The following is a 10,723-nucleotide window of genomic DNA, read 5'->3' on the forward strand; positions in this document are numbered from 1 at the left end:
CCGGGGCAGGGGTCCGGGGCCGTATATTTACGGGCCCGTGCCCGGAGCCGTGTCGGTGCCCTCCGCCTCGTCGGGCCCGCAAATACACGTCAGCGTCCCGGACCCCTGCCCCTGCGGCCCCGGCCCCTCCCGTTCGTTCTCCGGTTCCGGTTCTCTCGGCTCCTGTTCTTAGAAGCCGTGCCGTGTTCCGCCGTCCACCGGGAGCATGATGCCGGTGAGGTACGACGCCGCCGGGGAGAGCAGGAAAGCTGCTGTTTTGCCGAATTCGGCCGGGGACCCGTAGCGGCCCAGGGGGATCTGCGCGCTCTTTCGGCGTCGGGTCTGCTCCGGGTCGTCCGAGAGGGCGTCGAGCTCCTTCACCCGGGCGGTGTCCAGGTGGGAGGGCAGGAGACCGATGACGCGGATGCCCTTCGGCCCCAGCTCCCGGGAGAGGGAGTTCGCGAAGCCCGCCAGGCCCGGTCGCAGGGCGTTGGAGATGGCGAGGCCCGGGATCGGTTCGTGGACGGAGGCCGAGAGGACGAAGGCGATCACGCCGCCCGGCCCCAGGGCCGTCGCCGCTGTGCGGGCCAGGCGGATCGCTCCGAGGAAGATCGTGTCGAACGCCCTCTGCCACTGGTCGTCGCCGACGTCCGCCGTGGTGCCCGCGGGCGGGCCACCCACGCTGATGAGGATGCCGTCCAGGCCGCCGAAGCGGTTCCCGGCCGCCTGGATCAGGCGGTCCGGCGTGGCGGGGTCGGCGTTGTCGGCGGCCATGCCGTAGGCGTGCGGGCCCAGCGCTTTTGCCGCGGCCGTCGCCGATTCCTCCGTACGGCCGGTGACCACGACCTTTGCGCCGTCGGCGACGAGTTCTCGCGCCGTGGCGTAGCCCAGGCCTCTGGTCGCTCCGGTGATGACGTACGTGCGGTCCTTCAGCCCCAGATCCATGCGGTCAGTCTTGCTGAGGGAAGAGCGACAGGGCGGTGTTGACCAGGCCGATGTGGCTGAAAGCCTGGGGGTAATTGCCGAGATGCCGCCCTGCCTCGGGGTCGTACTCCTCGGCGAGGAGCCCGACGTCGTTGCGGAGGGAGAGGAGGCGCTCGAAGAGGGCGTGGGCCTCCTCGGTGCGGCCGGTCGCGTGCAGGGCCTGGGCCAGCCAGAAGGAGCAGGCCAGGAAGGCGCCCTCGTTGCCGGGGAGGCCGTCCATGGTCTTTCCGTCGCAGCTGTAGCGGCGGAGCAGGCCGTCGTGGGCGAGCTCGCGGCGGATCGCGTCGACCGTGCCGGTCACGCGGGGGTCGTCGGGCGGGAGGAAGCCCGTGCGGGGGATGAGGAGCGCGGCGGCGTCGAGCTCGCGGGAGCCGTAGGACTGGGTGAAGGTGCCGCGCTCGGCGTCGTAGCCCTTCTCGCAGACCTCGCGGTGGACCTCGTCGCGCATGGCGCGCCAGCCGTCGAGGTCGCCGGGCAGGTCGGGGTCGGCTTCGAGGGCGCGGACGGCGCGGTCGGCGGCCACCCAGGCCATGACCTTGGAGTGGACGAAGTGGCGGCGGGGGCTGCGGATCTCCCAGAGGCCCTCGTCGGGTTCCCGCCAGTGTTCTTCGAGGTACGTCATGAGGGAGCGCTGGAGCTTCCACTCGTGGGGTTTGGCCGGCAGGCCCCAGCGGCGGGCGAGGTGGAGGGAGTCCATGACTTCGCCGTAGACGTCGAGCTGGAGCTGCCTGACGGCACCGTTGCCGATGCGGACGGGGGCGGAGCCCTCGTAGCCGGGGAGCCAGGGCAGCTCGGTCTCGGGGAGCCGGCGCTCGCCGGCGAGGCCGTACATCACCTGCAGGTCGGCCGGGTCGCCGGCGGCGGCGCGCAGGAGCCAGGAGCGCCAGGCGGCCGCCTCGTCGGCGTAGCCCGCGGAGAGCAGGGCGCCGAGGGTGAGGGTGGAGTCGCGCAGCCAGCAGTAACGGTAGTCCCAGTTACGGACGCCGCCGATCTCCTCGGGGAGGGAGGTGGTCGCCGCGGCGGCGATGCCTCCGGTGGGGGCGTAGGTGAGCGCCTTGAGGGTGATCAGCGAACGGACGACGGCTTCGCGGTGGGGACCGCGGTAGGAGCAGCGGGCCGCCCACTCGCGCCAGTCCTCCAGACTGTGGCGCAGGGATTCGTGGGGGTCCACGAGGGCGGGGCGCGGCTGGTGGGAGGGGTGCCAGGTGAGGACGAAGGCGACGTTGTCACCGGCGGAGACAGTGAACTCGGAGCGGGTGCTGAAGTCTTGGCCGCAGGTCTTGACGGGGGGCTCGCTGCGCAGCCAGGCGGAGTCGGGGCCGGCGACGGCGACGCGGTGGCCGTCGGTGCGCCGTATCCACGGCACGATGCTGCCGTAGTCGAAGCGCAGGCGGAGGACGCCGAGCATCTCGACGCTGCCGGAGACGCCCTCGACGATGCGGACGACGTCGGGGGCGCGGTCGCGCTGCGGCATGAAGTCGGTGACCTTGACGGTGCCCGTCGGCGTCTCCCAGACGGTTTCGAGGGCGAGGGAGTCCTCGAGGTAGGCGCGGCGGGTGCACGGGGTGCCGGGGTCGGTGCCGGCGGGGGCCAGTCTCCAGTGCCCGTTGTCCTCGTCGCCCAGGAGGGCGGCGAAGCAGGCGGCCGAGTCGAAGCGAGGCAGGCAGAGCCAGTCGATCGAGCCGTCGCGGCCGACCAGGGCGGCGGTCTGCAGGTCGCCGATGAGCGCGTAGTCCTCGATGCGTGCTGCCACGACCTGCGTCTTCCCCCGGGGCGGGGCGGCTACTCCGGGGTGGCGGCTGTACGGGCGACCGCGGGTCGCGCGCCGGTGGTGTCCGCGGTCGCCGCGGCGCGGTCGCGGCGCTCGCGGCGGACGAGGACGACCCAGCCGACCGGCACGAAGGCGGCGAACAGCCACCACTGGACGGCGTAGGCCATGTGCGGGCCGATGCTGTCGTGGTCGGGTGCGGCCACCGGCTCGGGGCCCTTGTCGCCGGGGTCGGGGGCGGTGAGCTCGATGTAGCCGCCGAGGACGGGACGGTGCATCGAGGCGGCCTGGCGCTCGCTGTTGATGCGCATCACCTGACGGGGCGGCAGGCCCCGGGTGTCCTTGATGCCGCTGGAGTCGGTCTCGTCGGCGCGCAGCCGGCCGGTGACGGTGACCTGGCCGGCGGGCGGGGCGGGCACCTCGGGGAACTTCGTCAGATCGCCGGTGGAGGGGATCCAGCCGCGGTTGACGAGCACGGCCCGCCCGTCGGCCAGCAGGAGGGGGGTGAGGACCATGTAGCCGGACTTGCCGTCGGCGTCGGTCCGCAGCCGGACGACGACCTCGTCCTTGGTGTCGAAGGTGCCGCGGGCGGTGACCCGGCGCCAGACGTCGGCGGAGACGTCCTTGCCGGGCCCGGACAGCTCGGTGACCGGCACGGGGTCGGCGCCGAGGCTGCGGGCGACGAAGTCGTTGCGCGCGACCCGGTGCTCGTGGCGGTGGAACTGCCAGAAGCCCAGTTTGATCATCACCGGGATGAGGACGAGCCCCACGAGGGTGAGGATCACCCACTGCCGGGACAACAGGAAGCGGTACACGCATTTGACGGTACCTGGCCCGGTTTACCCCGGAGCCATCGGGTGCCCCGCCGTCAGCCCTGCGTGCCGCCCGGTGCCGGGACCACGTGCGAGAGCAGCTGGACGAAGACCGCCTCGTCGATCACCGGAGTGCCGAAGGTGCGGGCCTTGGTGGTCTTGGTCGTGGGGGAGCCGGGGTCATTGGTCACCAGCACGCTGGTCAGGCGGGAGACGCTGGTGGCGATGTGCAGCCCCGCCTCGATGGCGCGGTCCTCCAGCAGCTCGCGGTCGATGGAGGTGTCGCCCGAGAACGCCACCCGCATGCCCTGAATGAGCTGTTCGCCCTCTTTGTACCGCCCGGGGTTGGGGTACGGGCAGGCGGGGCGCTTACGGCTGGGCCGCCAGCTGTTGGACGAACCGTAGGAACGCTGATGCCCGATATATCCAGAAGTGCGGGGGCTTGCCGGGCTGTCGGACCACTCCGTGAGGGGCTGGCAGGCCAGCAGCGGCAGCCGCAGATCGGCCCCGGCCGCCAGGTGCAGGCTCGGCCGGAACGCCTCGGCCAGCACGCGGGCGTCGTCGAGCGCGTGGTGGGCGCGCTGCTGCACCACGCCGTAGTGCGCCGCGAGCGACTCCAGCTTGTGGTTGGGCAGCGGCAGCTGCAGCTCCTTGGAGAGCGCGATCGTGCACAGCCGCTGCCGCACCGGCGCGGTCGCCCGCGCGCGGGCGTACTCACGAGCGATCATCGACCAGTCGAAGGCGGCGTTGTGCGCCACGAGGACACGGCCTTCGAGACGCTTGGCGAACTCGTCCGCGATCTCGGCGAACAGCGGCGCGGTCGACAGGACCGAGCTCGTCAGACCGTGGATCCACACGGGCCCGGGATCCCGCTCGGGATTGACCAGCGTGTACCAGTGGTCCTCGACCCGCCCCCGGGCGTCCAGCTGATAGACCGCCGCCGACACTATCCGGTCGTCTCTCGCCAGCCCGGTCGTCTCCACGTCGACGACCGCGTACCCCTCGGGGTACGCGGCCGGCCACGGCGTCTGGGCGTCGGCGCTGGTCTGGTCTTCGAGCATGGTCACAGAGAATACGGGGGCGTACTGACAGTGAGGCGGGCGGGCGGCGCGGCGATGCCGGGCGGGGGAGCGTCCGGGCCCGCCCCGGCCGCGTCGCGAGATGCCCGGGTGAGAAGGCGCCCGCGTTATTGACGGACTTCCGTTCATGGGGCGAACCTTCGGTAACACAATTCGATACCGATGGGTAACTACCCCTAGCGGCACGGCTGGTGACGTGCCTATCGTGCGCCCATGCCGCACCTTCCCGATGTCGTGCTGTGGTCCATACCCGCCTTCCTCCTGCTCACCGTGCTGGAACTGGTGAGCTACCGGCTGCATCCCGCCGAGGAGACGGGCGATGCGGGCTACGAGGTCAAGGACGCGGCGACCAGTATCGGAATGGGCGCCGGCAGTCTCGTCTTCGACGCGCTGTGGAAGATTCCGATCGTCGCCGTCTACACCGCCCTCTACGAGCTCACGCCGCTGCGCGTGCCCGTGCTGTGGTGGACGCTCCCGCTGATGCTGCTCGTGCAGGACTTCTTCTACTACTGGTCGCACCGCGGGCACCACGTCGTGCGGATCCTGTGGGCCTGCCACGTGGTGCACCACTCCAGCCGGAAGTTCAACCTCACCACCGCGCTGCGCCAGCCCTGGACCACGCTGACCGTGTGGCCCTTCTACCTGCCGATGATCGCCGTCGGCGTGCATCCGGCCGCGCTGGCCTTCTGCTCGTCCGCCAACCTCGTCTATCAGTTCTGGGTGCACACCGAGCGGGTGCGCAAGCTGCCCCGGCCCTTCGAGTACGTCCTGAACACGGCCTCCCACCACCGGGTCCACCACGCCTCGCAGGGCGGCTACCTGGACCGCAACTTCGGCGGGATCCTCATCGTCTGGGACCGCATGTTCGGGTCCTTCGTCCCCGAGGGCGAACGGCCCGTCTACGGTCTGACCAAGAACATCGACACGTACAACCCGCTGCGCGTCGCCACCCACGAGTACGCCGCCATCGCCCGCGACCTGCGCGCGGCGCGCGACTGGCGGGAGCGACTGGGGAGGGTGTTCGGGGGGCCTGGCTGGCAGCCGGCGCCCCGGGGGGACGCGCCCCGGGAGGACGGGACCGCCCCGGCCGCCGAGAAAGCCGCCGAGAATGCCGCCGAGGCCGTTCCCGCGCACGAGCACGCGGCGTGAGGGCCGCCCGTCTGCTCCCCGCCGCGTTCGGCGCCGTCGCCCTCGCACATCTCGGTGCCCTGCTGGCAGGCTCCTCCGTCGCGCTCGTCACCAAGCCCGCCCTGATGCCCCTGCTCGCGGCGTGGGTCCTCGTGCGCGGCGGGCCCCGGCTGCTGGCCGGGGCGCTGCTGTTCGGCTGCGGGGGCGACACGCTCCTGCAGGCCGGCGGCGACGTGCCGTTCCTGCTCGGGATAGCGTCCTTCGCCGCCGGGCACGTCTGCTACCTCGTGCTGTGCTCGCGGCACGGCACGCCCGCCGGTGCCCGCACCCGCGGGCTGGCCGCCGGTTACGGGGCGGCCTGGCTCGGCACGGTCGTGCTGCTGTGGCCCGACCTGGAGGCCGGGCTGCGGGTGCCCGTCGCGCTCTACAGCCTGCTGCTGGTCACGATGGCGCTGTGGGCGACCCGCACGCTGCCGCTCGCCGCGGCCGGCGGTGCGCTGTTCGTCGTGTCCGACACCCTGATCGCCACCGGCGTCGCCGACTGGCCCCAGGCGCCCGCCGCCCAGTTCTGGATCATGCTCACCTACCTCGGCGCGCAGCTCCTGCTCGCCGAGGGGCTCCTTCGCAGTGCGGAAGCCCGCAGCGCGGAAGCCCGCAGTACGGAAGCCCGCAGCGCGGAAAGCGCGGAAGGGGGCGGGCGTCCGCCCGGCCCCTCCGGTGACGAGCGCGGGCGTCAGCCCCGCACCGCGTCCAGGGCGTCGACGATGCCGAAGCCGTAGAAGCCGTTGACGTTCTTGTTGCCGGTGCAGACCGCGTCGGTCTTGCCGTCGCCGTCACCGTCGTACGGGCCCGCCGGGCAGCCGGGGTTGTCGGCCTGCGCCTTGAGGAGCCACTGGATCTCCTGCGGGGACGACTTGGGGTGCGCGCTCTTCAGCAGCGCCGCCACGCCGGCCACGTGCGGGCCGGCCATCGAGGTGCCCTGGAGGTAGCCCCAGTCGCCGCCGGGCAGCGTGGAGAGGATGCGGCCGTCCTTGGCGGGCAGCTCGGGGACCTGGTACTTGTCGCCGCCGGGGGCCGCCACGTCGACCTGGTTCAGGCCGTAGTTGGAGTAGTAGGCCTTCGCCGACTTCGCGCCGGTCGCGGAGACGGTGACCACGCCGGGCAGCTGGGCCGGGACGTCGAGGCAGACGGACGGGTCGATCTTGCGGGTCCGCGCGGGCGTGCCGCCGTCGTTGGGGCTGGAGGTGTCGCTGATCTCCTTGGCGGCCAGGTCGAAGTTGGAGTTGCCGGCCGAGGCGACGTTGACGGTGCCCTTGTCCTGGGCGTACTTCGTGGCGCGCGCGACGGACTCCGATATGGCCTTCTGGTCGGGGTCGTCCGCGCAGTTGAACAGCCACGGGTCGACGTAGTAGCTGTTGTTCGTCACCGCTATGTCGTGGTCGGCGGCGAAGACGAACGCGCAGACCACGCTCTCGGCGTAGAAGAAGCTGTTCTTGTTCGACACCTTGATGCCCGAGAGCTTGACGTTCGGGGCGACGCCCGCGACGCCGACGCCGTTGCGGGCCGCGGCTATCGTCCCGGCGACGTGGGTGCCGTGGTAGTCCTCCGCCGGGTTGTACGGGCGCCACGCGCCGGGGCTGGTGTCCGCCTTGCCGGTGACGCAGCTCGCCGACTGGCTCCGGGAGAAGTTCGGGGCGAGGTCGGGGTGGGTGTCGTCCACGCCGGTGTCGATGACGCCGACGGTCACCTTGCGGCTGCCCGGGTTGACCTTCGCGGCCTGGTCCGCCTTGATGGCGGGCAGATCCCACTGCAGGTCCTCCAGCGGCTCTGCGCCTGTGGCCTGCTGACGGGCGGCGGCCGCCGCGCTGCTCCCCAGCAGCTTCACCTTCTCGGGCTTGCCCACGTCGGTGGTGGCGGCCGGGGTGATCGGCGCGGTGCGGGTGGCGCCCGCCGACTGCACGCCGGGGACGGCGCGCAGGGCCGCGGCGAAGCCGGCGTTCTTGGAGTGGGCGACGATCACGCCTATCCGGTCGTAGGCGGCCACGATGCTGCCGTCGGCCCGGGTGACGGCCTTCTTCACCTTGGCGAGGGTCGCGCGGTCGGTGGCGGTGTTCACCACGTACGACAGGAGGGGGCCGTCGGTGACGGCCGCCTCGGCCCGGGGCTCGGGCTGCGGAGCGGCGGCGGCCACCCCGGGCAGGAGGCCGAGCGAGGCGGTCAGGGCGAGACCGACGGGGACGGCCAGCAGGGCGTGCCGTCTTGAACGCAGAGGAGCCATGGGTTCTCCACATCATCCGTTGACCGCCGGAGCGCAGGCCGCGCGCGGGCGGGTACATGACGAGTGAAGCTAGCGCCGATCATGGCACCGGGCAATGCATTCCGGAACAAACGCCCTGAGCGGCCATGACCCGGCAACAAATGGCGCAGATTCAGGGCGACTTCGGAAGGATCCCTTCCGGACGGTTCCTTCGAAACAGCCTTCCAAAACAGCCCTCCGAAACAGGCCCCGGAGAGGGGTCGTCTCAGGGCGCGAGATCGCCGTCGCGCAGCCCGTCGATGCTCAGCGGCGGAAGCGGCACCCGCGGCCCGTACCACCGCCCGGCTCTCGGCAGGGGGGCGGACCGGCCGGTCGGCACCGCCGCTATGGGCGCCGTCAACCTGACGATCCCGAACGGTCGTCGACCGGGGGACGGCGGGGTGGGAGGAGGCGCATCGCTCACACCAGGGTCAACGAGACCGCGGGCGGGCGGTGTCGCCCCCGGCGCCGGCTGCCGCCGAATTCCGCACTTCCCCCCTGTCGCATACTGCGACCTGCCTCTACGATGCGTGATCCGGATCACAAGCCATCGGCTCGCGCCTCACACCCCCCTTGTCAGGAGAGACCGTGGACACCGCACCAACCACCACACAGGGGCCGGACGAGCCCGACGGCCCGCAGACCACCGCGGCCGCCCCGCCCGCGGCCGGGAACGATCGTTTCAGCACGCTGCAGTCGAGCGCCGAGTTCGGCGAACTGCGCCGCACACAGCGCTCGTTCGCCTTTCCGCTCACCATCGCCTTCGTCTCCTGGTATCTGCTGTACGTCCTGCTGTCGAACTACGCGGGCGACTTCATGGGCACCGAGGTCGTCGGCAACATCAACGTGGCGTTCGTCTTCGGGCTGGCCCAGTTCCTCACCACCTTCCTGATCGCCTGGTGGTACTCGCGGCACGCGGCCGCCAAGCTCGACCCCAGGTCCGAGGCCCTGCGGGCCCGTCTGGAAGCGGGGGAATGACCGGCATGACCAGCGCCACGACCAGCGCCCTGCAGGCCGGCCTCCCCCTCGCGGCCGGCGCCGCGAGCGAGCACCGCACCCTGATCATCACGCTCTTCTCCGTCTTCGTCGCCGCCACCCTCGCCATCACCGTCTGGGCCGGGCGGCAGACCAAGGACGCCACCGACTTCTACGCCGGCGGCCGCTCCTTCACCGGTTTCCAGAACGGCCTCGCCATCTCCGGCGACTACATGTCCGCCGCGTCCTTCCTCGGCATCGCCGGCGCCATCGCCCTCTTCGGCTACGACGGCTTCCTCTACTCCATCGGCTTCCTCGTCGCCTGGCTGGTCGCCCTGCTGCTCGTCGCCGAACCGCTGCGCAACTCCGGCCGCTTCACCATGGCCGACGCGCTCGCCTACCGGCTCAAGCAGCGACCCGTGCGCACCGCCGCCGGCACCTCCACCATCGTCGTCTCGATCTTCTACCTGCTCGCCCAGATGATCGGCGCGGGCGCGCTCGTGGCGCTGCTGCTCGGGGCCTCGGGCGAGGGCTCGCGGCGCTGGATCATCGGTCTGGTCGGCCTGGTGATGGTCCTCTACGTGACCATCGGCGGGATGAAGGGCACCACGTGGGTGCAGATCGTCAAGGCGGTCCTGCTCATCCTGGGCACCTTGCTGATCACCGTCCTCGTGCTCAACAAGGTCGGCTGGAACATCTCCACCCTGCTCGGGCGCGCCGCCGAGGAGAGCGGCAAGGGCAAGGCCTTCCTCGAGCCGGGCCTGCAGTACGGCAAGGACGGCACCACCAAGCTCAACTTCATCTCGCTCGGCCTCGCCCTCGTCCTGGGCACGGCCGGCCTGCCGCACATCCTGATCCGCTTCTACACCGTCCCGACCGCCAAGGCCGCCCGCAAGTCCGTGAACTGGGCCATCGGCATCATCGGCGCCTTCTACCTGATGACCATCGCCCTGGGCTTCGGCGCCGCCGCCCTGGTCGGCTCGAAGTCGATCACCGCCTCGGACCCCTCGGGCAACACCGCGGCCCCGCTGCTCGCCCAGGAGGTCGGCGGCGGCGCCGGCTCCACCGGCGGCGCGGTCCTCCTCGCCGTGATCTCCGCCGTCGCCTTCGCGACGATCCTCGCGGTGGTCGCGGGGCTCACGCTCGCCTCCTCGGCGTCCTTCGCGCACGACCTGTGGGCCAACGTCATCCGCAAGGGGAAGACCAGCGAGAAGGAGGAGCTCCTCACCGCCAAGTGCGCCGCCGTCGTCATCGGCGCGATCGCCATCCTGCTGAGCATCTTCGCCCACCGGCTGAACGCCGCCGCCGTCGTGGCCCTCGCCTTCGCCGTCGCGGCCTCCGCCAACCTCCCCACGATCCTCTACAGCCTCTTCTGGAAGCGCTTCACCACCCAGGGGGCCCTGTGGTCGATCTACGGAGGGCTCGTCTCCTCCGTCGGCCTGGTGATCTTCTCCCCGGTCGTCTCCGGCAACGAGAAGGCCCTCTTCCCGGGCATGAGCTTCGACTTCTTCCCGCTCGGCAACCCCGGCCTCGTCTCCATCCCGCTCGGCTTCCTGCTGGGCTGGCTCGGCTCGATGCTCTCCAAGCCGCAGCCGGACGCGGACGCGAAGTACGCCGAACTCGAGGTCCGTTCCCTCACGGGATACGGCGCGCACTGACGCCCCGCCGAGGCGCCGGGCGGCCCCCTGCGGCCCGCCCGGCG

Annotated in this window: 9 protein-coding genes; 4 read left to right on the forward strand and 5 right to left on the reverse strand. The window is 71.6% G+C overall.

The window, feature by feature from the left end:
• Positions 1-168: 168 nt before the first annotated feature.
• The 4 genes from ACSNOG_RS29495 to ACSNOG_RS29510 are packed head-to-tail and all read right to left on the reverse strand — an operon-like array spanning position 169 to position 4,604.
• A complete protein-coding gene (locus ACSNOG_RS29495) occupies positions 169-924 on the reverse strand; it encodes an SDR family oxidoreductase (protein ID WP_436755757.1) in 756 nt (251 codons plus the stop codon).
• Between the two features lie 4 nt (positions 925-928).
• Positions 929-2,716 carry a glycoside hydrolase family 15 protein gene (locus ACSNOG_RS29500; RefSeq protein WP_436755758.1) on the reverse strand — a complete coding sequence of 596 codons (1,788 nt, stop codon included), beginning with the start codon at positions 2,714-2,716 and terminating at the stop codon, positions 929-931.
• A 29-nt stretch (positions 2,717-2,745) separates the two neighbouring features.
• Positions 2,746-3,546 (reverse strand): SURF1 family cytochrome oxidase biogenesis protein, encoded by an 801-nt coding sequence (locus ACSNOG_RS29505; RefSeq protein ID WP_436755759.1) that lies wholly within the window; start codon positions 3,544-3,546, stop codon positions 2,746-2,748.
• Positions 3,547-3,599: 53 nt separating this feature from the next.
• Positions 3,600-4,604 (reverse strand): DEDDh family exonuclease, encoded by a 1,005-nt coding sequence (locus ACSNOG_RS29510; protein WP_436755760.1) that lies wholly within the window; start codon positions 4,602-4,604, stop codon positions 3,600-3,602.
• Positions 4,605-4,835: 231 nt separating this feature from the next.
• On the opposite strand from ACSNOG_RS29510, the gene ACSNOG_RS29515 reads away from it, so the two are divergent.
• A complete protein-coding gene (locus ACSNOG_RS29515) occupies positions 4,836-5,771 on the forward strand; it encodes a sterol desaturase family protein (RefSeq protein ID WP_436755761.1) in 936 nt (311 codons plus the stop codon).
• Positions 5,768-6,529: a lysoplasmalogenase gene (locus tag ACSNOG_RS29520; RefSeq protein WP_436755762.1), complete on the forward strand. Its 762-nt coding sequence runs from the start codon at positions 5,768-5,770 to the stop codon at positions 6,527-6,529. The genes ACSNOG_RS29515 and ACSNOG_RS29520 overlap by 4 nt, the downstream gene beginning before the upstream one ends.
• Here the strand turns inward: ACSNOG_RS29520 and ACSNOG_RS29525 are convergent.
• Entirely contained in the window at positions 6,484-8,028 is a 1,545-nt protein-coding gene (locus ACSNOG_RS29525) for a S8 family peptidase (protein WP_436755763.1), read from the reverse strand. The two genes, ACSNOG_RS29520 and ACSNOG_RS29525, sit on opposite strands and share 46 nt — an antisense overlap.
• A gap of 606 nt (positions 8,029-8,634) precedes the next feature.
• Between ACSNOG_RS29525 and ACSNOG_RS29530 the strand changes: the two genes are divergently transcribed.
• Both ACSNOG_RS29530 and ACSNOG_RS29535 read left to right on the forward strand, forming a co-directional pair.
• Positions 8,635-9,024 (forward strand): DUF485 domain-containing protein, encoded by a 390-nt coding sequence (locus tag ACSNOG_RS29530; RefSeq protein WP_436755764.1) that lies wholly within the window; start codon positions 8,635-8,637, stop codon positions 9,022-9,024.
• A complete protein-coding gene (locus tag ACSNOG_RS29535) occupies positions 9,021-10,679 on the forward strand; it encodes a solute symporter family protein (protein WP_436755765.1) in 1,659 nt (552 codons plus the stop codon). The genes ACSNOG_RS29530 and ACSNOG_RS29535 overlap by 4 nt, the downstream gene beginning before the upstream one ends.
• Positions 10,680-10,723: the final 44 nt, after the last annotated feature.

The sequence above is a fragment of the Streptomyces sp. URMC 124 genome (genome assembly GCF_051386455.1).
Classification (GTDB): Bacteria; Actinomycetota; Actinomycetes; order Streptomycetales; family Streptomycetaceae; genus Streptomyces.